At 64.0% G+C, this 22,054-nt stretch carries 22 protein-coding genes; 16 read left to right on the forward strand and 6 right to left on the reverse strand.

Annotated features, from left to right (window positions below):
* The first annotated feature begins 60 nt into the window (after positions 1-60).
* A complete protein-coding gene (locus ACR65W_RS06595) occupies positions 61-579 on the forward strand; it encodes a carboxypeptidase regulatory-like domain-containing protein (protein ID WP_434500056.1) in 519 nt (172 codons plus the stop codon).
* Between the two features lie 8 nt (positions 580-587).
* Complete coding sequence (locus ACR65W_RS06600) at positions 588-989, forward strand: (deoxy)nucleoside triphosphate pyrophosphohydrolase (protein WP_434500055.1); 402 nt, start codon at positions 588-590, stop codon at positions 987-989.
* Between the two features lie 21 nt (positions 990-1,010).
* Here ACR65W_RS06600 and ACR65W_RS06605 read toward each other — a convergent pair whose 3' ends face one another.
* Positions 1,011-2,075, reverse strand: a complete 1,065-nt coding sequence (locus ACR65W_RS06605; protein WP_434502401.1) for a sensor histidine kinase — start codon at positions 2,073-2,075, stop codon at positions 1,011-1,013.
* 162 nt (positions 2,076-2,237) lie between these two features.
* Entirely contained in the window at positions 2,238-4,253 is a 2,016-nt protein-coding gene (gene parE, locus ACR65W_RS06610) for a DNA topoisomerase IV subunit B (RefSeq protein ID WP_434502403.1), read from the reverse strand.
* Positions 4,254-4,446: 193 nt separating this feature from the next.
* Between parE and ACR65W_RS06615 the strand changes: the two genes are divergently transcribed.
* From ACR65W_RS06615 to ACR65W_RS06640, 6 genes are all read left to right on the forward strand, one after another.
* Positions 4,447-5,997 (forward strand): hypothetical protein, encoded by a 1,551-nt coding sequence (locus tag ACR65W_RS06615; protein ID WP_434501016.1) that lies wholly within the window; start codon positions 4,447-4,449, stop codon positions 5,995-5,997.
* Positions 5,994-6,479 (forward strand): DUF6790 family protein, encoded by a 486-nt coding sequence (locus ACR65W_RS06620; protein ID WP_434501015.1) that lies wholly within the window; start codon positions 5,994-5,996, stop codon positions 6,477-6,479. Before ACR65W_RS06615 ends, ACR65W_RS06620 begins: the two co-directional genes overlap by 4 nt.
* A gap of 61 nt (positions 6,480-6,540) precedes the next feature.
* Positions 6,541-7,284: an MBL fold metallo-hydrolase gene (locus ACR65W_RS06625; RefSeq protein ID WP_434501014.1), complete on the forward strand. Its 744-nt coding sequence runs from the start codon at positions 6,541-6,543 to the stop codon at positions 7,282-7,284.
* Between the two features lie 197 nt (positions 7,285-7,481).
* Entirely contained in the window at positions 7,482-8,465 is a 984-nt protein-coding gene (locus ACR65W_RS06630; protein ID WP_434501013.1) for an ABC transporter substrate-binding protein, read from the forward strand.
* The gene (locus ACR65W_RS06635) at positions 8,462-9,217 is read left to right on the forward strand and encodes an ABC transporter permease (RefSeq protein ID WP_434501012.1); all 756 of its coding nucleotides are present in this window, start codon (positions 8,462-8,464) and stop codon (positions 9,215-9,217) included. The genes ACR65W_RS06630 and ACR65W_RS06635 overlap by 4 nt, the downstream gene beginning before the upstream one ends.
* Positions 9,159-9,923 (forward strand): ABC transporter ATP-binding protein, encoded by a 765-nt coding sequence (locus ACR65W_RS06640; RefSeq protein ID WP_434501011.1) that lies wholly within the window; start codon positions 9,159-9,161, stop codon positions 9,921-9,923. The genes ACR65W_RS06635 and ACR65W_RS06640 overlap by 59 nt, the downstream gene beginning before the upstream one ends.
* 33 nt (positions 9,924-9,956) lie before the next feature.
* Here ACR65W_RS06640 and ACR65W_RS06645 read toward each other — a convergent pair whose 3' ends face one another.
* From ACR65W_RS06645 to ACR65W_RS06660, 4 genes are all read right to left on the reverse strand, one after another.
* Entirely contained in the window at positions 9,957-10,634 is a 678-nt protein-coding gene (locus ACR65W_RS06645; RefSeq protein WP_434501010.1) for an SDR family oxidoreductase, read from the reverse strand.
* 189 nt (positions 10,635-10,823) lie between these two features.
* On the reverse strand, positions 10,824-11,708 hold the full coding sequence (rpoH, locus tag ACR65W_RS06650) for an RNA polymerase sigma factor RpoH (protein ID WP_434501009.1): 885 nt from the start codon (positions 11,706-11,708) through the stop codon (positions 10,824-10,826).
* Between the two features lie 181 nt (positions 11,709-11,889).
* Positions 11,890-12,105 carry a DUF2283 domain-containing protein gene (locus tag ACR65W_RS06655; RefSeq protein WP_175093654.1) on the reverse strand — a complete coding sequence of 72 codons (216 nt, stop codon included), beginning with the start codon at positions 12,103-12,105 and terminating at the stop codon, positions 11,890-11,892.
* A gap of 298 nt (positions 12,106-12,403) precedes the next feature.
* Entirely contained in the window at positions 12,404-13,921 is a 1,518-nt protein-coding gene (locus ACR65W_RS06660; RefSeq protein ID WP_434501008.1) for a helicase HerA-like domain-containing protein, read from the reverse strand.
* A gap of 153 nt (positions 13,922-14,074) precedes the next feature.
* Here ACR65W_RS06660 and ACR65W_RS06665 point away from each other — a divergent pair, with 153 nt between their 5' ends.
* From ACR65W_RS06665 to ACR65W_RS06700, 8 genes are all read left to right on the forward strand, one after another.
* The gene (locus ACR65W_RS06665; RefSeq protein WP_434501007.1) at positions 14,075-14,425 is read left to right on the forward strand and encodes a hypothetical protein; all 351 of its coding nucleotides are present in this window, start codon (positions 14,075-14,077) and stop codon (positions 14,423-14,425) included.
* Positions 14,426-14,496: 71 nt separating this feature from the next.
* The gene (locus tag ACR65W_RS06670) at positions 14,497-15,144 is read left to right on the forward strand and encodes an SCO family protein (protein ID WP_434502405.1); all 648 of its coding nucleotides are present in this window, start codon (positions 14,497-14,499) and stop codon (positions 15,142-15,144) included.
* A gap of 117 nt (positions 15,145-15,261) precedes the next feature.
* Positions 15,262-16,029, forward strand: coding sequence for a M48 family metallopeptidase (locus ACR65W_RS06675; RefSeq protein WP_434501018.1), 768 nt, complete (start codon positions 15,262-15,264; stop codon positions 16,027-16,029).
* Positions 16,026-16,553 carry a DUF3280 domain-containing protein gene (locus ACR65W_RS06680; RefSeq protein ID WP_434501005.1) on the forward strand — a complete coding sequence of 176 codons (528 nt, stop codon included), beginning with the start codon at positions 16,026-16,028 and terminating at the stop codon, positions 16,551-16,553. Before ACR65W_RS06675 ends, ACR65W_RS06680 begins: the two co-directional genes overlap by 4 nt.
* A gap of 15 nt (positions 16,554-16,568) precedes the next feature.
* Positions 16,569-17,561 carry a bifunctional enoyl-CoA hydratase/phosphate acetyltransferase gene (locus tag ACR65W_RS06685; protein WP_434501004.1) on the forward strand — a complete coding sequence of 331 codons (993 nt, stop codon included), beginning with the start codon at positions 16,569-16,571 and terminating at the stop codon, positions 17,559-17,561.
* 281 nt (positions 17,562-17,842) lie between these two features.
* The gene (gene pheS / locus ACR65W_RS06690) at positions 17,843-18,922 is read left to right on the forward strand and encodes a phenylalanine--tRNA ligase subunit alpha (RefSeq protein ID WP_434501003.1); all 1,080 of its coding nucleotides are present in this window, start codon (positions 17,843-17,845) and stop codon (positions 18,920-18,922) included.
* 188 nt (positions 18,923-19,110) lie between these two features.
* Complete coding sequence (gene pheT, locus ACR65W_RS06695) at positions 19,111-21,525, forward strand: phenylalanine--tRNA ligase subunit beta (protein WP_434497883.1); 2,415 nt, start codon at positions 19,111-19,113, stop codon at positions 21,523-21,525.
* Positions 21,501-21,914 (forward strand): hypothetical protein, encoded by a 414-nt coding sequence (locus tag ACR65W_RS06700; RefSeq protein ID WP_434497884.1) that lies wholly within the window; start codon positions 21,501-21,503, stop codon positions 21,912-21,914. Before pheT ends, ACR65W_RS06700 begins: the two co-directional genes overlap by 25 nt.
* The last annotated feature ends 140 nt before the right edge of the window (positions 21,915-22,054 follow it).

Below are 22,054 nucleotides of genomic sequence, written 5' to 3' on the forward strand. Positions count from 1 at the left end.
GGCGTGGGCGTCGGCGCCGGTCAAAGTGTGCGACCTGCGTTCTGGTGGAGCGTTATTGTCATGCGTTGCGTCAAGCTTCTCTTCGCCGCGCCGCTCGTACTGCTCTCAGCCTGCAACGCCGCGCGTGGTCCGTCGCCAAGCGTTGGCTTCGATCCCTCGCAGGCGAATTACATCAGGGCGCCCGGCAGGGGCGTCATCGCCGGACAGGCCTTTCTGCGCGATGGTTCGGGATCGAACGTGCGCTACGCCGCCGGCGAAACCGTGAGGCTGATACCGGCCACGACCTATGCGGAGACCCGCATCAAGAATTTCTACGGCTCGGTGAAATTCCTGCCGGCCGCGTCAATTCCGAAGGTCGAGCCGGACACGCAATACGCCTCTCTGACCCGCACAACGACGACGGAGTCGAATGGGCGATTCACCTTCGAAAATGTCGCGCCAGGGCGCTACTATCTTACCACCCAGCTCATCTGGAAGCCGAAGGATGCGCACGCGCCTGAAGGCGGCGCGATGTATGAAGAAGTGACGCTCACCGGCAAGGAAAACGGCCCGGTGAAAGTCGTTCTCTCCGGCAATTGAGTTCGCCCGTGACTCTCCTTCTCGTCGTGGCGGCGGCGCTCGTCGACGCCGACAATCGCGTGCTGATCGCGCAACGTCCCGAGGGCAAGCAGCTCGCCGGTCTGTGGGAATTTCCCGGCGGCAAGCTGCATCCCGGCGAGCGGCCGGAAGACGCACTCGCGCGCGAACTCGAAGAAGAACTCGGCGTGCGGGTCTGCGCGCCCTGCCTCGCGCCGCTGACCTTCGCGAGCCACGCCTATGACGGCTTCCATCTTCTGATGCCGCTTTACGTCTGCCGTAAGTGGGAGGGCTTTATTTCGCCGATGGAAGGCCAGGCGGTGAAATGGGCGCGGGCGCGCGATCTGCGCAACTATCCAATGCCGCCCGCCGACGCGCCGCTGATCGGACCGCTGATCGATCTGCTGGGATGAGTGCGACGGGAACTTGAGCGATCAGACCTGATCGTCCCTGACGGTCGCGTAGCTCGCCGGAATCGACAGAGTCCAAACCAATCCGTCGGGCGGAAAGTTGAGCGTCGCCGTCCCATCCAGCGCCTGCGCGACAAGTCGCTTGATGACCTTATGGCCGAAGCCTTCGCGCGGCGGCATCGCCACCGCCGGGCCGCCGCTCTCGCGCCATTCGATATTGAGCCGCCCGTCTTCGAAGCGCCATGTCAGCGCGACGGCGCCGTCCGGCCGCGACAGGCCGCCAAAGCTTAGCGCGTTGGTGGCGAGTTCATGCAAGGCGAGGCCGATGTTCTGCGCCGCCTCCGGCTTCAGCATGATTTTCGGGCCATCGATCGTCGCGCGCGACGTCACGTCGCCCTGCGGCACGTCCATGCAATAGGCGAGTTGAGCGCGCACCAATTCGCGCATCGAGGCGCCGCGCCAATCCTGCGACACGAGCAGATCATGCGCCATCGACAGCGCCTGCAGGCGGGCGCCGAATTTGCGCTGAAAATCTTCGACCGAGGGCGAACCGGCGGCCGTCTGCCGCGACATCGCCTGCACGACGGCGAGCAGGTTCTTCGAGCGATGCACGAGTTCGCGCAACAGCACGCGCACATGCTGCTCGCGCTGCTTGCGCGGCGTGATGTCGCGCGCGGTGCCGAGAATGCGGACCGCGCGGCCTTCGTCGAAAAAAGTGCGGCCGCGCACCGAGACCCAACGTTCGATGCGGTCGGTCTGACCGATGACGCGATATTCGATCTCGTAATCGCCTTCGTGCGTGGGATCGAGCGCGACGCCGACCGCCTCTTTCGTGCGCTTCTTGTCCTGCGGATGCAGCGCGCTGCGAAAAATTTCAAAACTTGCCGGAACGCCTTCGGGAAGGCCCCACAGACGGCGCACGCGCTCGTCGATATGCACTTCGCCCGTCAGGAGGTTCCAGTCCCAGATGCCGGTGCGCCCGGCGTCGAGCGCAAGCTGCATCCGCTCCAGGGCGAAGGCCTGCTCGTCGCAGACGGACCGCGGGGGGCGCGCATCCTCGGTCGTTGGGCGAATTTCCGTGTCGGTCACGCGGCGCCTATCATCGTGGGAGGACGACACCATACTCCCAGACGCGTCCGGGCGCGAGGGGCTTGGCAAAGGGTTCCTCGTCCTGAGGAGGCCTCATAGAGGCCGTCTCGAAGGACGAGGAAACCCGTTTTCGCGTATGTTTCCTCACCCGATCGCCCTGAGCTAGATATCCACGAGTTCCGTCGCGAACTCGGCGCGCTCCTGGATGAAGGCGAAGCGCGCTTCCGGCCTGTTGCCCATCAGCCGCTCGACGCAGTCCGCGGTCTCCTCGCGATCTTCCGGCTCCACGACGACTTTGAGGAGCGTGCGCTTGCTCGGGTCCATCGTCGTTTCCTTGAGCTGAGCCGCGCTCATCTCGCCCAGCCCCTTGAAGCGGCCGGTCTCGATTTTTCCCTTCCCGGTCAGCTCCTTGGCGATCAATTCCTCGCGATGTTCATTGTCGCGCGCATAGACGGTCTTCGCGCCTTGCGTCAGCTTATAGAGCGGCGGCTGCGCCAGATAGAGATGGCCGTTCTCGATGAGGCGCGGCATCTGCCGATAGAAAAAGGTGATGAGCAGCGAGGCGATATGCGCGCCGTCGACGTCGGCGTCGGTCATCACGATCACTTTCTCATAGCGCAGATCCTCGTCGCGGTAATGCGCCCCCAGTCCGCAGCCGAGCGCCTGGGTCAGATCGGCGAGCTGCTGATTGGCGAGGAGCTTGTCCTTCGTCGCCGAGGCGACGTTCAAAATCTTGCCCCGCAACGGCAAAATGGCCTGCGTCGTGCGGTTGCGCGCCTCCTTCGCCGAGCCGCCGGCGGAGTCGCCTTCAACGATGAACAGCTCCGAGCCCTGCGCCGAATTATTCGTGCAGTCGACGAGCTTGCCGGGCAGCCGCAGCTTGCGGGTCGCGGTCTTGCGGGCGATGTCCTTCTCGGCGCGCCGGCGCAGGCGCTCCTCGGCGCGCTCAACGGCGAAATCTAAGAGCTTATTGGCCTGCGAGGGGGCGCCGGCGAGCCAATGGTCGAAGGCGTCCCGCACCGCGCTTTCGACGATCCGCGCCGCCTCGGCGCTCATCAGCCGGCTTTTGTTTTGGCCCTGAAACTCCGGCTCGCGCATGAAGACCGAGATCATCGCGGCCGACTGGCCCATGAGATCGTCGGCGCCGATGTCCTTGGCGCGCTTCGCCTGTCCGACCCGTTCGGCGTGATCCTTGAGCGCCTTTAAGAGCGCGGCGCGAAACCCCGCCTCATGCGTGCCGCCGTCGGGCGTCGGAATCGTGTTGCAATAGGAATGGACAAAGCCGTCATCCTCGGCGAGCCAGGAGACCGCCCATTCCAGCGAACCATGCCCGCCTTCGCGCGTGATCTTGCCGACGAAGGGCTGGTCGGCGACGAGTTCCTTGCCATGGATTTCGCGCGCCAGATAATCCTTCAAGCCGCCGGGAAAGCGCAGCACCGCCTCCGGCGGCGTGTCCGCGCCGGGGTCGATCAGCGAAGGATCGCAGCGCCAGCGAATTTCGACGCCGCCGAAGAGATAGGCCTTGGAGCGCGACATGCGGAAGAGCCGCGCCGGCTTCCAATGCGCGCCCGCGCCGAAAATCTGCGCGTCGGGCTTGAAGCGCACCTTGGTGCCGCGCCGATTGTTGACGCGGCCAAGCGTCTTGAGTTTGCCGAGCGGCAGGCCCCGCGAAAACTCCTGGCCGTAAAGCTGGCCGGCCATCGCCACCTCGACTTCGAGCTTTTCGGACAGCGCATTGACGACCGAGACGCCGACGCCGTGCAGACCGCCGGAGGTCTGATAGGCGCCTGAATCGAACTTGCCGCCCGCGTGGAGCGTGGTCATCACCACTTCCAGCGCCGATTTCTTGGGAAATTTCGGATGGGACTCGACCGGAATGCCGCGGCCGTTGTCATTGACCGTGAGCCAGCCGTCCGTTTCCAGCGTCACTTCGATGAAGGTCGCATGGCCGGCCACGGCCTCGTCCATGGCGTTGTCCAGCACCTCGGCGAAGAGGTGATGCATCGCCGCCTCGTCGGTGCCGCCGATATACATGCCGGGGCGCCGGCGGACAGGCTCGAGCCCCTCCAGCACTTCGATCGAGGCGGCGGAATATTCCGCCGGCCCGCGCTTTGGGGCGGGTTTCGACGCAGGCGCCTTGCGCGGCGCGCCGCTGAAAAGATCGGGTTTTGAAGCCATGAGCGATCTTAGCGCGATTCGGGACGGCGTGGGCCGGTTCGGCGCAAGCGTTCTCGCCTGGCCGACATAGGGAGTTCACAAAAAAGGCAGACAGCGCTTCGGCTTGTCGCACAGGCGACGCTGAGGCATGCTTGGACCCGGCTAAATACTCACCTTAGGTTTATCGCTCAATCAAAAATTTCGGAGCGGCCCCATGGCGCACGACAAACAATTAGCGGTGTACGAGGTCACCCCACCACCTGCCGCCAAGGCCTTCACGCCCGCTTTCTTCGTCGAAAGCACAGCGCCCGATAATATCGACGACAAGGAAAGCGCGCCGTCAACTCCTGAAAATTGCGAACCTTCGGAGATCGATAAGATCGTCAAGGTATTGAGCACGCAGGCGAACCCTAAACTCCTGATTACCGTCCACGGCTTCAACACGCCTCGAAAGAAAGTTCTCGAAACTTTCAAAGAGTCGTTCATCGCGCTGAACGACGACGACGCGCTCAAAAACCGCGGCCTCGTTTGCATCGGTTATCGTTGGCCCTCAGAGGCCATGGGAACCCCTTGGCGAAGCGGCTTGAACGCCGCGCCGTTGTTCCTCCTTGGCATTCTCTTCGTCTCACTCGCCGCCGTATATCTCGTGAACTTCTCTTTCGAGATTTGCGACTGGTGGAAGCTCACGCGCGTCGTCGTGACGGCTCTGACTGCGGCCATGGCCATCATTCCCCTCACCCTTTTTGGCTTGCGGCTCATCGTCTATTTTCGTGACGGCTTTCGAGCGACGAATTACGGCGTGCCCGATCTCGTCAATCTTATTCGCGAGATCGACGACAGGCTTCCCAAACGACCGAGCGATGACCCCGACGATCTTGTCGGAAGGGTCGACCTTTCCTTTATCGGCCATAGCATGGGCGGCTTCGTCGTCACCAACGCCGTGCGCATTCTCTCCGACGTGTTTTCCCCACTCGCGATCGCCGCGATGCGCCACGGCCCAGAGACGCTCGGAAGCGAAGAGGAGCGCGGGCGGCGGGAGCTCAGATCGAAGATTGGAGAGAATTTTATATTGCGCCGCCTAGTTCTCGTCTCGCCCGACATTCCATCAGAGGTGCTGCTGTTCGGCCGCAGCAATGCGCTGCATTCGTCATTGATCCGCTTTCAGGAGGCCCATCTTTTCTCCAACGAAGGCGACGAAGTTTTGCGCGACATTTCGACGACGGCGAATTTCTTTTCGCTGCCGACGAAGAGCCGCAGGTTCGGCTATCGGCTCGGCAATGTCGGCGTGCTGACCGGCTGGGGCCTTTCCGAACAGCTGACGCTCGGCAATCTGCGCGTCGGCGCGCGCACCCTTTACCAGCTTTACGCGGAACTCGACGCCGTGCAGTCGGAAGAATCATTCGCTCAAAGGCTGACCTATTTCGACTGTACTGACAGCATCGACGCCGAGGGACATGGGGTGGTGACGGACGCTGCGCCCGGCGTGTCGCCGAATCTATCCTGGCTTGGACATCTGCGCCTGCTTTGGGTCTATGTCAGAGGCGAGGTTGACGTCCACTCCGGCTATTTCCTGAAGCCCAGCCTCGTGCGCGAGCTGATTTATCGCTTCGCCGCCATCGGCTATGGCGACGCCGAGAGGCTTTACGGCGGTCTCGGAGCGTTGAGCACGGAATGTGAAAAATATCAGATCAAGGCGCTGAAAGCGGGCCCGCACAGCATCGCCGCCGCCGCGGCGGAGGACGCGAAAGCGGCCGCGTCGCCATGATCGGCCTCATCGTCGCGCTCTTCAGCGTGCTGCTGCCGCTGGCGCATCTGGCGCTAAGCAAAGTCCCAAGGACTCGCGCGCGCGTCGTTCGCCTGCTGCTGCTTTACGCGCTGGTTCTCGACGTCGGCGTCATCGGCCTGCCGCTCGGCTTCGTCCCGCATGTGTTCTTCGCCGATGAAACCGCGCGCAGCATCGGCTGGCCGCCGGGCAGCCCGTTCCAGTTCGAAGTCGGCGTTCACGACGGCGCCTGGGGCGTTCTCGGTTTTCTCTGCATTTGGATCCGCGGCGCCTTCTGGCTCGCCACCGGGCTTGGATGGTCGTTGTTCATGCTCGGGGCGACCTATGGGCACATCGAGCAGACGCTTCGCGCAGGGGACTATGCGCCCTACAACTTTTTGACGATTTTCTCCGACGGCTTTATCGCGGTATGGCTGCTCCTGCTGCTTTACCTTCGCCATCGATGGGACGCGGAGAAAGGCTAGGCGCAGATGAAGGGCCGCGCGGATTCACGCATGCGGCGACCGAATGCCGTCAGAGGGTGAGATGGAAACAAAGCTCGATGAAATCGCCGAGCGCATCTATCGTCTGTCGACATTTGTGCCGGAGATCGCGGCGCCCGCCGGATTCACCTTCAACCAGTTCCTCATCGACGCCGACGAGCCGCTGCTGTTTCACTGCGGGCCGCGTTCGCTGTTTCCGTTCGTCTCGAAGGCCTTGGCCGCGATCATGCCGATTGAGCGACTGCGCTGGATTACCTTCGGCCATGTCGAAGCCGATGAATGCGGCGCGATGAATCTCTGGCTCGCCGCGGCGCTGCAGGCGCAGGTGGTTCATGGCCAGACCGCCTGCATGGTGTCGCTCAACGATCTCGCCGACCGGCCGCCGCGCGCGCTTACGGACGGCGAGATTTTGGATATCGGCGGAAAGCGCGTGCGTTACATCGATACGCCGCATGTGCCGCATGCGTGGGAATCGGGGCTGATCTATGAGGAGACGACCCGCACGCTTTTTTGCGGCGATCTCCTCACGCAAATCGGTCAAGGACCGGCCGTCACGACGGAGAGCGTGCTTGAAGCGGCGATGACGGCGGAGAACGCCTTCCAGGCCACGTCGCTGACGCCGATGACCGGCCCGACGATCCGCATGCTCGCGGCGATCGAGCCCCGTCGCCTCGCCGTGATGCACGGCTCGAGTTTTGAAGGCGACTGCGCCGCCCTACTCTCGCAGCTCGCGGATTTTTATGAAGCGGCGCTTGCGACGAAGAGTTCGCGCTCACCCTCCCCTTGAGGGGGAGGGTGAAAGCGCGCAAGTGGGATCGAACGCGATCGTCGAGAGAGTTTTCGTCGAGCTTCGTGCATCGGTTAGCCACCCTCCCCTATCAGGGAGGGTCGCATTGCGAAGCAATGCAGGGTGGGTGAAGGCGCAGACGCATCGACGCCCTCTCGATCCTGCGGTAAGACTTCGAAGCAAAAGTCGAAGGAAACATGCAACGCTTCTTCGTCGCTCTCGCCGCCTGTCTCGCCAACGTCTTTCTCCTCGCCGCGCCGGCGCAGGCGGAAAAGCTGCGTATCGCGCTGCAGAAGACCGGCACGCTCGGCTGGGAACTTGCCGTCGCTAAGGCGTTCGGCCTCGATACGGAAGCCAAGCTCGACATCGACGCCACCGAGCTCGCCTCGACCGACGCCGGCAAGATCGCCATCCAGGGCGGCGGCGCCGACCTCATCATCTCCGATTGGCTATGGGTCGCCCGCCAGCGCGCCCAGGGCGCGAAGCTGACCTTCTACCCGCACTCATCGGCGATCGGCGCGGTGATGACCAAGAACCCCGCGATCAAGAGCGTCAAGGACCTCGTCGGCAAGAAACTTGGCGTCGCCGGCGGGTCGCTCGACAAAAGCTGGCTGATGCTCAAAGCCTATGCGCTAAAGAACGGCGTCGATCTCGACAAGACCGCGACGGTGCTGTACGGCGCGCCGCCGCTCATCGCCGAAAAGGCGTTGCAGGGCGAGGTCGATGCGGCGCTCGAATTCTGGAATTTCGCCGCCGATCTTGAAGCGCAAGGCTTCAGGCGCGCCGTCGAGCTCACCGACGTCGAAAAGGCGCTCGGCGCCAAGGGCGACGTCGTCGTCACCGGCTATGTCTTCGACGAAGATTTCGCGGCGAAGAACAGGGACGCGCTGGCGCGGTTCTTCTCGATGACGAAGAAAGCCAAGGAGCTGATCGCGACATCCGACAGGGCCTGGAGCGCAGTCATCGCGCAGCGCCTCGGCGGCAAGGACGCCAAGACAGTCGACGTCTACCGCAAGCGCTATGTCGCCGGCGCGCCGAAACGCTCGATCGCGCAGGAAGAGGCCGACGCCCGGACGCTCTACGGCGCGCTCGCCGCGCTTGGCGGCGCAAAGCTTGTCGGCCCCGGCAAAACGCTCGATCCCGGAACCTTCTACAAGGACGCCAAGGGCAAGCCGCGTTGATCCGTTTCATCTCGCTTGCGGCTCTGCTCCTGCTTTGGCAAATCGGCGCGTCTCTGTCCGATCCGCGCCGACTTCCCGGACCGATGGCCGTTTTCGAGAAGATTTATGAAGAGGCGGTCTCCGGCGGGCTGTTCTTCAATCTCACGATCACGCTGGCGCGCGTCGTCGCCGCCTTCGCTCTCGCCATGAGTTTCGGCACGGCGATCGGCTATGTCATGGGTCGCAACAAGCTCGCCGACCGGCTGCTCGATCCCTGGCTCATCACGCTGCTCAATCTGCCGGCGCTGGTCGTCATCGTGCTCGCCTATGTCTGGGCCGGCCTCACGGAAGTCGCCGCGATCGGCGCCGTCGCGCTCAACAAGCTGCCCAACGCCATCGTCGTCGTGCGCGAAGGCGCGCGGGCGCTCGATCCGCATCTTGAGGACATGGCGCATGTCTTTCGCTTTTCGCCCGCCGCGCGTCTCAAGCATCTCGTCCTGCCGCAGCTCGCGCCCTATCTTGCGGCGGCGACGCGCTCCGGCCTGTCGCTCGTCTGGAAGATCGTCCTCGTCGTGGAGCTGCTGGGGCGTTCCAACGGCGTCGGTTTTGAAATCAACATGGCCTTTCAGCTCTTTGACATGAAGCTTCTGCTTGCTTACGCGCTTCCCTTCGTCGCGCTGATGCTCGGCGTCGAAACGATTCTGGTGCAGCCTCTTGAACGACACGTCTCGCGCTGGCGGCGCGGCGTCTCTCGACGTCTCGATCGCGTCTAAGGATTATCATTCCGCCGGCGGCAGCCCGCTTCGCGCGCTGGAAGATTTGCGGCTGACGCTGCCCGCGGGACAGGCGGGCGCGGTCGTCGGCCCTTCCGGCTGCGGCAAGACGACTCTGCTGCGGCTCATCGCCGGACTCGACAAGGACTTCGTCGGAACGATCGTCGTGCCCGAACACGGCCGGCTCGGCATGGTTTTCCAAGAGCCGCGATTGCTGCCCTGGCGCAGCGTCATCGACAATATCCGCATCGCCGCGCCGCATGCGCGCGAAGACGACATCGCCGCGCTTCTCGACGAACTCGGGCTTGCCGAGCACGCATCGCATTTCCCGCGCGAACTTTCGCTGGGGCTCGCCCGACGCGTCGCGCTCGCGCGCGCGCTCGCCGTCAAGCCGGACCTGCTGCTGCTCGACGAGCCGCTTGTGTCGCTCGACGCGGCGCTGGCCAAGGATCTGCGCGAGATGATCGCAAGGCTCATCGACGAGCGGCGCATCACCACGCTGATCGTGACTCACGATCTGCGCGAGGCGATTGCGCTCGCGGACAGGATATTCCTTTTATCACCGCGTCCGGCTCGCGTCGTCGCGACGCTCGATGTGCCGACGCCACGAAGAGCGTTGGCGAGAGAGACGGCGGAGAGGCTCGAGACCCAGGCGCGAAACGCGCTTGCCGTCGCGCGCGCCGGGCCGCAGCAAGAAAAACATTAGGCGCGCGCCTGTCCGGCGCTCCGCGGGGCGCCCTCACCAGGGAAGCTCTTCACCGCGATAGTCGAGATAGCGGCGCGTATCGACGAGCGTCAGCGACTCGACGGTTCGAATGATGCCCGCCACGCTGTCGCGCACGTCGAGCGGCGCGTTCGGCCCGCCCATGTCGGTGCGCACCCGACCCGGACTGAGGGCGACGACGATGACGCCTTCCGCCTTCAGATCGTCAGCGAGACATTGCGCGATCTTGTTCAACCCTGCTTTCGAAACGCGGTAGGCGACATTGACCGTCCCGCCCAGCGACATCGAGCCCAATCTGCTGGTCATCAACACGATGCGGGGATGGGCGCTCCGCTTCACCAGCGGCAGGAAGGCCTGAACGACGCGCAGCGGGCCGAGCGTATTGATCGAGAGTAGATCGAGCGTGCCTTCGAAATCCATGTCGGTCGAGGATTGGCGCTGCGGCCCATAGGCGCCGGCGTTGGCGATCAGCACGTCGATCGGATCGGAGACTTGCGCGGCGGCGGCCTCGATCTCGGCCTCATTGCGCACGTCGAACTGCAAGGGCGCCGCCTGCGGCGCTGCCGCTTTCAGCGCCGCCAGGCCCGCCGCGCTGCGCACGCTCGCGGTCACGCGCTCCCCTCGCGCCGAAAGCTGACGCGCAGTTTCAAGTCCGATCCCGCGGCTGGCGCCGACAATGAGCCAATGAGACATATCGCTGTTCTGGCGCGCCTCCCAATCCTCACCAATATAGAGCGAGCGAAGGCTTGGGGCAGGCGCCACAGCTCTGGTGAGTTCGTGCGACTTTTTGCGGAGTGCAGACCGATTTGGCGTGACCGGCCTGAAAGGCGCGGCGCGCTTCTTGCGCCGCGTCGTTCAATCGTTCCTCGGATTCTGGAGCCGTTACGCGGCCGGCGCAGGCGTCGACTCGATGCGCGCGACGCCGTCGCGCACCGCCGCCTGCACCTTCTCGAAGGCGCGCACCTCGATCTGCCGCACGCGCTCACGCGACACGCCGAATTCCTCGGAGAGCGTTTCGAGCGTGAGAGGATCATCCGAAAGCCGCCGCGCCTCAAAGATGCGCCGCTCGCGCGGATTGAGCACGTCAAGCGCGCCGCGCAGCGCCTTCAGGCGATTGTCGCTTTCTTCGTGGGCGACGAGCAGATGCTCCTGATCGACGCTGTCGTCGACGAGCCAGTCCTGCCATTCGCCTTCGCCCTCCTCGCGCAATGGCGTATTGAGCGAAGCGTCGCCGCCCATGCGGCGATTCATGTCGATGACGTCCTGCTTGGACACGCCAAGCCGATGCGCGATCTTTTCGACGTTCTCAGGCCTGAGGTCGCCTTCTTCGAAGGCGGAGATGCGGCTCTTGGCCTTGCGAAGATTGAAGAAGAGCTTCTTCTGGCTCGCGGTGGTGCCCATTTTGACGAGCGACCAGGAGCGCAAAATATACTCTTGGATGGAGGCGCGGATCCACCACATTGCATAGGTCGCGAGGCGGAAGCCACGCTCGGGCTCGAAGCGCTTGACGGCTTGCATGAGGCCGACATTGCCTTCGGAAACGATTTCGCCGATCGGCAAGCCGTAGCCGCGATAGCCCATGGCGATCTTCGCCACGAGCCGCAGATGCGACGTGATCAGCTCCTGCGCGGCCTTAGCGTCTTCATGCTCGCGCCAGCGCTTGGCGAGCATATATTCCTGCTGCGGCTCCAACATTGGAAACCGCCTGATTTCAGATAGATAGCGGGCTAGGCCGTCTTCTGAGACGATTGGCAAGGCATTCGCCATAAGTCCCTCCTGGCGAACCCCCTGAGTATGGCGGGTCCGCAAAGCGCGGCCACGAAACGCCGGCCGCGACAGGGGGACATTATAGGGCGCCCCTACAGGGCTGGAAAATGACAATTGCGTGAAGGGAGGCTAAAGCACGGATTAAGATTCAGCAATGTGAATGGCGCGCTCAAAAGAACAGTCACGCCACTTTGGCGACTCGCACGGGCAATGAAATCGTCTCAAGTGTGGTGAGATCGAGTTTTTTCGAGGCGTGGTCGATATCGAGTCCGACCACGTCGCCAGACGCGTCAATATCCACATTGAGGCCCGACACAACCTCTCGCGTCTCCGTTCCTGGACCGGACTTCAATTCTATGTAGAGACTGTCGGTCTCAGGGTAGTAGTGCAGTTTCATTGGTCTTCTTTCCTAAAGTCTCGGTCAAAAAAGGCGTTGTGCAGGGTTTCGCCGTCCTCGAGGGTGATGACCCTCAATATTCGCTCATTTCCGTCGCGTGTGTCGACCACCGATCCCCAATGACGAAGCCGACCATCTGGTTGGACCAGCCGATTTAGCGGTGACGCTATAACGGCCCTGCACATCGACTCACTAATATAGGGTCGCTTGCGCGCAGCACTTGTTCAGAAAAATAGCGCGTCGACTTCATCACGCCGTCCATGTCAACGAATCGATTCGATGGCCATTTCGCCCGAATTCACTTCGACATCCCGCCGAGCACGCCGCGCAGAATGTGGCGCGCGATCTGTGTGCCGGCGGAGCGCGCCGCCGATTGGATCGCGGCGCGCGCCGCAAGTTCCGCGGGCGACATGCGCTTCTTGTCGCCCTTGCCAAAAATGCCGCCCAATATGCCGCCGAGCGCGCCGAGCAGACCGCCCCCTGCGCCGCTTTCGGCTTCGCCCTTGGCGGCGCGCGCCTGCAGCATTTCGAAGGCGGATTCGCGATCGACCATCGTGTCGTATTTTCCCCCGAAGGCGCTCGCCGCCATGACGGCCGTCCGCTCCTGCGGCGATATCGGTCCAACGCGGGCGGACGGCGGCGCGATCAGCGTTCGTTCGACGACTTCCGGCGTTCCCTTGGCGTCAAGCATGGACACCAGCGCTTCGCCGACGCCAAGCTGCATGATCGCCTCGGCTTCCTCGAGGGCGCGATTGTCGCGAAACGTCTCGGCGGCGGCGCGCACCGCCTTCTGATCGCGAGGCGTGAATGCGCGCAGCACATGTTGGATGCGGTTGCCGAGCTGGCCCAGAACCGTATCCGGCACGTCGAGCGGATTTTGCGTGATGAAATAAACGCCGACGCCTTTCGAGCGGATGAGACGCACGACCTGCTCAATCGCGGACAGCAGCGCCTTCGGCGCGTCGTTGAACAGAAGATGCGCCTCGTCGAAGAAGAAGACGAGCTTCGGCTTGTCGAGATCGCCGACTTCCGGCAGGGCTTCGAACAGCTCGGAAAGCATCCAAAGAAGGAAGCTGGCATAGAGCCGCGGCGCGCGCATGAGCTTGTCTGCGGCGAGAATATTGATGACCCCGCGTCCGTCGCGATCGAGTCGCAGGAAATCCATGATGTCGAGCGCCGGCTCGCCGAAGAAATTTGCGCTGCCTTGCGTCTCCAAGACCAACAGCTGGCGCTGAATGGCGCCGACGCTCGCGGGCGCAACATTTCCGTATTTCTGTTTGTAGGCCGCGGCGTTCTCCGCAACATGCGCGAGCATCGCCCGCAGATCCTTCAAATCGAGCAGCAACATGCCCTGCTCGTCCGCAACCCTGAAAACGACATTCAGAACGCCCTCTTGGACGTCGTTCAAATCGAGCAGGCGCGACAGCAGCAGCGGCCCCATTTCCGAAATGGAGGCGCGAACAGGGTGTCCCTGTTCGCCGAAGACATCCCAAAAGGCGACGGGAAACCGATCGGGCTCGTAAGCAACGCCAATCTCCTTGGCGCGCGCGACGAAGGCCGACTTGCCTTCGCCCGGCTGCGACAGTCCCGCGAGATCGCCTTTGACGTCGGCGAGAAAGACGCAGGTTCCGGCGTTGGAGAAACCTTCGGCGAGCAACTGCAGCGAAACAGTTTTGCCGCCGCCGGTTGCGCCGGCGATCAAGCCGTGGCGATTGCCCAGCGCGAGCAGAAGGTAATGGTAAGCGCGCGGTTTCCCCTCCGTTACGCTTGCGCCGACGAGGATTTTGCCTGGAGCGGGGCTCGGAGTTTCGCTCATGGTTAAAGCGCTTTCACAGTCAGGAATCGCATTTGCGCGAAGCTACACCATCGGCGCGGGACGCGCATATCCGCCCGTTCGACGCCGCACAGGCGCCGACAGCGCTTGGCGAATGCAAAAGGGCGGGATAAGTTCCCGCCGGGAGAAGGTCCAATGAAGCTACGCTTGGCGATGATCGGCGTCATCGCCGCCGCCGGCGTCGCGCAGGCGGTCGGCGCAACGAAGCCGCGAACGGCACCGGCGAAGCTGGCGCAAACCGTCGATCTGGAGAACCAGCGTCCCGTGCCGCTGAAAAGCTTCGAGATCGTCATGGCGGCAAAAGACAAGAACCCGGAAGCCATCGTCGGCAAGCTCGATAAGCCGCTGGCCGCCGGAGGCCGCATGCGGTTTCCGATCACCGGCGCCAGAGGTTGCCGCTTTGAGGCGCGTTGGGCGTTCGACGACGCGAAGGATTCTGGCGACGTGGACTTATGCAATGACGCCCATATAGTTTTCGCGGACTGATCCTCTTCGCGGTTCGCTAAGCGGACCCGCTGCGGCGCGCGCCGCCCACGACAACAATCAGGAAACGCACGATGGCCAACGGATCGAAGGGTGGCGCAAAGGGAATGAAGCGCAATGCAAAGGGCGCACAATCCGCCAGCGGACCAGGCATATCGAGGCCGCTGCTGATCGGCGTCGGCGCTGTCTTCGCGCTCATATTCGGCGCCTTTGTCTACTTCACCAGCGGCAAGCCCACGACGTCGACGGAAATCATCGGCGGACCTTTTCAGCTCACCGCGCATACCGGGCAGCAGGTGACCGAGCAGGATTTTCTCGGCCGCCCCTTCCTCGTCTTCTTCGGCTATACGCACTGTCCCGATATTTGTCACACCACGCTCTTCGAGATGTCGGAGATCTTGCGGGCGATGGGACCGGACACGAAAGTCGGCGCGCTGTTCGTCACCGTCGATCCGGAGCGGGACACGCCCGAGGCTCTCAAAGACTATCTCTCCAATTTCGATCCGCGCATCATCGGCGTCACCGGTCCGCGCGCTTCGATCGATCCCGTGTTGCGGGAATATCGCATCTTCTCTAAGCGTGCGCCCGGCAAGGACGAGGACTATTCCGTCGACCACACCACCGTCGTCTATCTGATGGACAAGAACGGCCGCTTCGTAAGCCCGTTCAACGTGGCGCGACGCCCTGCCGAAGCCGCGCGTGAGCTTGAACGCCATCTGTAGCGCTCGCAGTCGCCCGCATCGCAGAGCGCGCAAAAAAGCAACGCAAGGGAAATATTTTCATCAGGCCGCAATTTTGGAACTCGCGACTCATATGGCGTTTGCGCTAGCATGAGCGCCATGCTTCGACTCCTGCGCGAAGGACCGGCGCCAACTGGCGGCGCGTCGATTCTCACATTGGTCCACGCCGGCGAAACAATCCTCGTCGCTTTGCGTCGGTCACAGAATGCGCGGCGATTCACTTTGCGCGTGCGCTTCGCCGCACGCGATGCGGTGTTGACGATGCCGAAGCGGGCATCATTGCGCGATGCGCGAGATTTCGCTCAGCGCCACGCCGCCTGGATCGCTTCGCGTCTCGACAGGCTTCCTGCAACCATTCCCTTCGCGCATGGTTCGGTCGCGCCTCTTCGCGGCGTCGATCATATGATCGCCCATCATCCGGACCGCCGCGGGGTCACCTGGATCGAGCCAAGAGACGACGCCGAGGCTCCCTTCGCGCTTTGCGTCGCCGGTCAGACCGAACATGTGCACCGCCGCGTTCAGGATTATTTGAAGCGGGAGGCGCGGCGTGACCTTGAAGAGGCGGTCGCCCGCCATACCGGCGCACTCAGTCTGCCGCCCCGCGGCGTCGGCCTGCGCGATCCGATCAGCCGATGGGGATCATGTTCGGCTTCCGGCTCGCTGAACTTTTCCTGGCGGCTGATCATGGCGCCGCCGTTCGTCCTCGATTACCTCGCCGCCCACGAGGTCGCGCATCTCGTGCATCTCGACCATTCGCCGCGATTTTGGAAGTTGACGCGGCGGCTTTGCGCCGACACGGATCGCGCCGAAGCTTGGCTCTCCGCCCATGGCGCGCACCTCCACAAATATGGAGCCAAGGCGCGATGATCGACCGCCGCGGCCTGCTCAGACTCGCCCTGCTCCTGACCCTCCCGCTGTCGCATGCCGCGACAGCGCTGGCGGAAGAGCCGCGCAGACGCCTGCTCGTTCTCGATTTCGAGCTGGTCGACACGTCAAACGAACCTGTTGACCAAAGCGCCGAACATGCAAAAAGACTGGCGCGGGCGCGTGACGACATCGGCGCGGGACTCGCCGCGCGGCGCGTCTATGACGTCGTCGATCGGGCCCCCATCGCGGCGGATCTCGACGCGATCTTGAAACAAACCTACATTCGCACCTGCAACGGCTGCGAGTTGACGCTTGCCGCCAAGGCCGGCGCCGATCTCGTTCTGACGGGCGTCGTCAACAAGGTCAGCACGCTGATCCTCAGCATGGGCGTTTCAATCGCGCGCGTCTCGACGGGCGAACTGATCTATCATCAGGGGTTCGATTTTCGCGGCGACAATGATCAATCCTGGGCGCGCGCGACAAAGTTCTTCGTCGATCGCATCGCCCGCGATCCACCGAATTGAGCGAAGGAGGCCCGTATGAGCCAGAGCGCTGGCTGTGAGCCGACGGCGACGTCGCGCCCGCCCTGGTCCATGGTGGCGCAAGCCCGCACGCGCGGCGCCTTGCTTGACGCCCTCGTGCGTCGGGCGCAGGCGCTGCCGCCCATCCGCATGGGCGTCATCCACCCTTGCGACGCGCGCTCGGTCGAAGGCGCGATCGCCGCGCGCGACAAAGGGCTGATCGTCCCGACTCTTATCGGACCGCGGGCGAAGATCGAGGCGGCCGCGCGCGCAAGCGGCGTCTCGCTCGAAGGCGTCGAGATCGTCGACGCGCCACACAGCCACGCTGCCGCCGATCAGGCGGTGGAGCTCGTGCGCCGCGGCCGGCTGCACGCGCTGATGAAAGGCGCGCTGCACACGGACGAACTGATGACCGCGGTCATACGCGACGGCGCCGGATTGCGCACGGACCGGCGGATCAGCCATGTCTTTGTGATCGACGCGCCGTATTATCACAAATTGCTGCTCGTCACCGACGCGGCGATCAATATTGCGCCGACGCTCGACGCCAAGCGCGACATCGTGCGCAACGCCGTCGATCTCGCACACGCGATCGGCATCGAACGTCCCAAGGTGGCGCTGCTTTCGGCCGTCGAGACGATCGAGGGGAAAATCCCGTCGACGATCGAGGCGGCGGCGCTCTGCAAGATGGCCGACCGCGGCCAGATCGCCGGGGCCGACCTCGATGGCCCTTTGGCCTTCGACAACGCCATCTCGCGCGAGGCGGCCGACGCCAAGCACATAGAGTCCGAGGTCGCCGGCGACGCGGACATACTGGTCGCGCCCGATCTCGAGGCAGGCAATATTTTGGCGAAGCAGCTCGTGTTCCTGGGCGGCGCCGATACGGCCGGGCTGGTCCTCGGCGCGCGCGTCCCGATCGTGCTGACGAGCCGCGCCGACGACGTCGATTCGCGCGTCGTCTCTTCGGCGCTGGCGCAGATTTTCACGCATCGGCCGCGCGCCGCGCCATAGAGCGCGCTGCGAAAAAGTGGGACCCGGTTTTTTTGCGCAGAGCGGGCGCGTCCAAATGCAGCGCGATCTAGCGTTCTCGACAGAACGCCCCCCGCGTGGCAGAACGCAGCGCAAGATTTCCCGAAAAGGGCGGCTGACCTTCGCCCACATGCTTCGAGACGGCTCCTGCGGAGCCTCCTCAGCATGAGGGCGCAAGCGGCGCGCTTTACGTTTCCTCATCCTGAGGAGCCCGCGGAGCGGGCGTCTCGAAGGACGCGGAAACGTCCACATTAGAAACCAATATGACCGACCTCGCCAAACTCGAAGAAGACACGCTGCGCCAGATCGACGAGGCCGCCAACGAGGCGGCGCTCGAAGCCGTGCGCCTCGCCTCGCTCGGCAAGAAGGGAGCAATCTCGGCGCTGCTCGCGACGCTGGGCAAAATGTCGCCCGAGGAGCGCAAGACCGAGGGCGCGAAGATCAACGCGCTGAAAGACAAGGCGGCCGAAGCGATCGCCGCGCGGCGCGAGCAGCTTGCCGAAGCGGCTTTGGAGACGCGCCTTACGGCCGAGACGCTCGATATGACGCTGCCTGCGCCGGCGGGTCCGCTGCAACGCGGGCGCATCCACCCGATTTCGCAGGTCACGGACGAGCTCTCCATCATCTTCGCCGATATGGGCTTCGCCGTCGCCGAGGGGCCGGACATCGAGAGCGACGACTATAATTTCACCAAGCTTAACTTCCCCGAGGGGCATCCGGCGCGGGAGATGCAGGACACGTTCTTTCTGACCGCCGAGTCAGGAGAGAAACGGCTGCTGCGCACCCATACGAGCCCGGTGCAGGTGCGCACCATGCTGTCGCAGGCGCCGCCGATCCGAGTCATCTGCCCTGGCCGGGTCTATCGCTGCGACTTCGACCAGACGCATACGCCGATGTTCCATCAGATCGAAGGTCTCGTCATCGATGAGACGACTCATCTTGGGCATCTCAAATGGACGCTGGAAGAATTCCTAAGGAGCTTCTTTGAGGTGAAGGGGGTCAAGCTGCGCTTTCGTCCCTCCTTCTTCCCCTTCACCGAACCGTCGATGGAGGTCGACGTTCAGTGCCGGCGCCAGGGCGGCGACATCCGCTTCGGCGAGGGCGAAGACTGGATGGAGATTCTGGGCTGCGGCATGGTGCATCCCAATGTGCTGCGAAACTGCGGCATTGATCCCGACCGCTATCAGGGCTTCGCCTTCGGCGTCGGCGTCGACAGGCTGGCGATGCTGAAATATGGCATGTCGGATCTGCGCGCCTTCTTCGACGCCGACACGCGCTGGTTGGAGCACTATGGTTTCAGGCCGCTCGACTTCCCGACGCTGGCGGGCGGGTTGAGCGGCTAACGATAATTCGCCGCGTCATGGCCGGGCTTGTCCCGGCCATCGACGTAGCGCCGAAAAATAGAGACACGAAACGCTATGGTGCTGCTCTCCTTCGTCAGCGTTGTGCCGAATCGCGTGGATGCCCGCGACGAGCGCGGGCATGACGGCCCCTTAGCTCCAGCACTCGACAACGTCAAAGTTCGCAACTGATGAAACTCACCCTCTCCTGGCTCAAGGAACATCTCGACACGTCGGCCTCGCTCAGCGAGATCGTCGAGACGCTGACGCGCATCGGCCTTGAGGTCGAACATGTGCACGACCCCGCCGCGCAGCTGAAAGATTTCACCATCGCGAAAGTGATCGAGGCGAAGCCGCATCCAAACGCCGACCGTTTGCGCGTCTGCATGGTCGACATGGGCGCCGGCGCGCCGGTTCAGGTCGTCTGCGGCGCGCCCAACGCCCGCACCGGCATGAAGAGCGTCTTCTCGGCGCCAGGAACATATATTCCCGGCAAGAAGATCACGCTCGGCAAGGGCGTCATCCGAGGCGTCGAATCGCTCGGCATGCTCTGCTCTTCCGCCGAACTCGAACTTTCCAACGATCATGAAGGGATCATCGATCTGCCCGAGGACGCGCCGGTCGGCGCCGTCTATGCGCAATGGGCCGGGCTCGACGATCCCATTATCGAGATCAATCTGACGCCGAACCGTCCGGACGCCGCCGGCGTCTACGGCATCGCGCGCGACCTCGCGGCGGCGGAGCTGGGCGTCCTCAAGAACAAGGACATTCTGCCCGTCGAAGGCAAGTTCCCCTGCCCCATCGGCGTGACGCTCGACTTTAACGGAGAGGACCAGCATTTCGCGCCCTTCTTCGGCCTGCGTCTGGTGCGCGGCGTCAAGAACGGACCGAGCCCCGCCTGGCTGCAGTCGCGGCTGCGCGAGATCGGCCTTCGCCCGATCAACGCGCTGGTCGACATCACCAATTTTTTGACATTCGATCGCGCGCGGCCGCTGCATGTCTTCGACGCGAAAAAGGTGAAGGGCGATCTCGTCGTGCGGCGCGCGACGATGGGCGAGACGCTGCTCGCCCTCGACGGACGGACATACGAACTCGACGAGAGCATGGTCGTCATCTGCGACGACGACGGGCCGGAATCGCTTGCGGGCGTCATGGGCGGCGAGGCCTCAGGCTGCGATGACTCGACGACCGACGTGCTGATCGAGACGGCGCTCTGGGACCCGATGAATATCGCGCACACCGGCCGCAAGCTCGGCATTGTCACCGACGCGCGCTACCGGTTCGAGCGCGGCGTCGATCCCGCCTTTGCGCTGGCGGGGATCGAACTCGCGACGCAGTTCGTGCTGGAATTCTGCGGCGGCGAGCCGTCGGAGCTCACGCTCGCCGGAGCGGTTCCACGCGAGCCGCGCGTCATCGGTTTTCCGTGGAGTGAGATCAACCGGCTGGCTGGGATCGATGTCGAGCCCGCGCGGGCGACGGTCATCCTCCAGCGCCTCGGCTTTACCGTCGAGAAAGCCGGCGACGACGACGCGCGCATCACCGTCCCCACATGGCGTCCGGATATCGAGGGCAAGGCCGACATCGTCGAGGAAGTCGTGCGCATGATCGGCGTCGACAATGTGCCCTCGACGCCGCTGCCGCGCGCCGAGGGCGTCGCGCCACCGGTCCTGACCATGATGCAGAAGCGCGCCCGCAACGCCCGCCGCGCGCTCGCCGGTCAGGGCCTCGTCGAGGCGGTGACGTGGTCCTTCGTCTCCAAGGAGCAGGCGGAGGCGTTTGGCGGCGGCAAGCCGTCGCTGGCGCTCGCCAATCCGATCGCCGCCGATCTTTCCGACATGCGGCCGAGCCTGTTGCCGGGCCTCGTGGCGGCCGCCGGCCGCAACGCCGCGCGTGGGCTTGGCGATCAGAACCTCTTCGAAGTCGGCCAGATCTTCTTCGACGCCACCGAGAATGGCCAGCGCCTGGCGGCGGCCGGCGTGCGGCGCGGACTCGCCGGAGCCGGGCGTCACTGGTCAGCGCCGGCGCGCGCGGCCGGCGCCTTCGACGCCAAGGCCGACGCCATGGCGCTGTTGAATGCGCTCGGCGTCGCGACCGGCGGCCTGCAGATCGTTTCCGGCGGGCCGGCATGGTTTCATCCTGGCCGCTCGGCGACGCTGCAATTCGGGCCGAAGACGATCGTCGGCCATTTCGGCGAATTGCATCCGCGCGCGCTGAAAATCATGGACGTCGAGGGACCCATCGCGGCTTTCGAGATTATTCTCGACGCGCTCCCCGCCCCCAAGGCGAAGCCGACGAAGATCAAGCCGAAGCTGGACATTTCCGATCTCCAGCCGGTTTCGCGCGATTTCGCCTTTATCGTCGATCGCTTAGCGGCGGCCGGCGATCTGGTGAAGGCGGCGCAGGGCGCCGACCGAACGCTGATCGCCGATGTCGCCGTCTTCGACGTCTATGAGGGCAAGGGCGTCCCGGAGGGCAAAAAATCGATCGGCCTCGCCGTCACGCTGCAGCCGCGCGAAAAGACCCTGACGGACGCGGAGATCGAGGCGGTGGCGCAGAAGATCGTGGCGGAGGCGCAAAAGAAATGCGGCGCGACGCTGAGGGGATGAGGGGCCGCCATCTCCAGCGACAGGAAGCCGTGCAGAGCCGTGAAGCGGCCGCTGGATGGCTATTTCGCGAAGCCCCTCGTCACGGCTTGACCGTGGCGATTGCGGCATTCCTTGCTGTCCTCGCTGCTCCGGCGCTCGCCGCGCCGCGAAGCATCGACGACTGCGAAGCGATCAAGGAAGCCGACGCCTACAACCGCTGCCTCGCCTCCTTCGGACCGACGCGCGGCCAGCACGGGGCGACCTATCCCGGCGTCGCCGCCGAGGGCGGCCACAGCGGGAAAGCTTCGGGCCGCGGCGCCTCTCGTCCCGCGTCGCGCTCGGGGCGCGCCGAGCTTTCGCGCGGGCGCGGCGGCCGCGTTCGGATGGAGTTCACGCCGGGGCGGCGGTAACGCCGCTGAACTGGGTGAGAAACATCGTTTTTCCCCTTGGCAAACTCCTCTACTCCCCTTAAATAGACGATCCGGGGCTGGCCAATCGACCTGCGGCCCCGTTTTCAGTTTTGAGCTTCCGCCTGACCCAAGTCCCTACA

Origin of the sequence: Methylocystis sp., from assembly GCF_051062815.1 — a bacterium.
GTDB lineage: Bacteria > Pseudomonadota > Alphaproteobacteria > Rhizobiales > Beijerinckiaceae > Methylocystis.